The organism is Halomicrobium sp. IBSBa (assembly GCF_017612575.1).
Lineage (GTDB): Archaea > Halobacteriota > Halobacteria > Halobacteriales > Haloarculaceae > Halomicrobium.
In genome coordinates this window covers 1-419 of the sequence record NZ_JADPQC010000052.1, presented here as the reverse complement: position 1 = coordinate 419, position 419 = coordinate 1, and the positions used below count along the sequence as shown (strand labels likewise).

Annotated in this window: 1 pseudogene; it reads right to left on the bottom strand. The window is 34.4% G+C overall.

Features of this window, described 5'->3' with window-relative positions:
• Window positions 1-419, bottom strand: a pseudogene (locus IL252_RS17410) (hypothetical protein); the annotation flags it as partial.

The window sequence follows — 419 nt, the reverse complement described above, 5'->3', positions numbered from 1 at the left end:
GGCATTCACAATGGCATCCTTATCAGATTTGTTTACTTTCATCTTTGGATTTGCTAACACTTTATTAAGTGAAGCCATTGCTTCATTATAGCTACGAATATTACGACCATGGAAGTTTTTAATATCATTGGCAACTTCCTTAGCTACATTTTTATATTTTACTCCAAGATACTCGCCAAGCTTATCCCCCATACCAGACACAAGTTCACTAGCCTTTAGCAAGGCTTCTTTTTCATTTTTTTCTTTTTCTTCCTTCCTAAATAATAAAAACTGGCTCACAAACCTCTTCACAAGTTTATTGTTATATTTCGGTCCCTTCCAGTTCACATAATCAACTCTCATTTTATCAATATTACTATCTGGAACAGTAACCTTAACATACTGACCTTTTCTGGTGTGAAAAGTATATACCTCTGTAC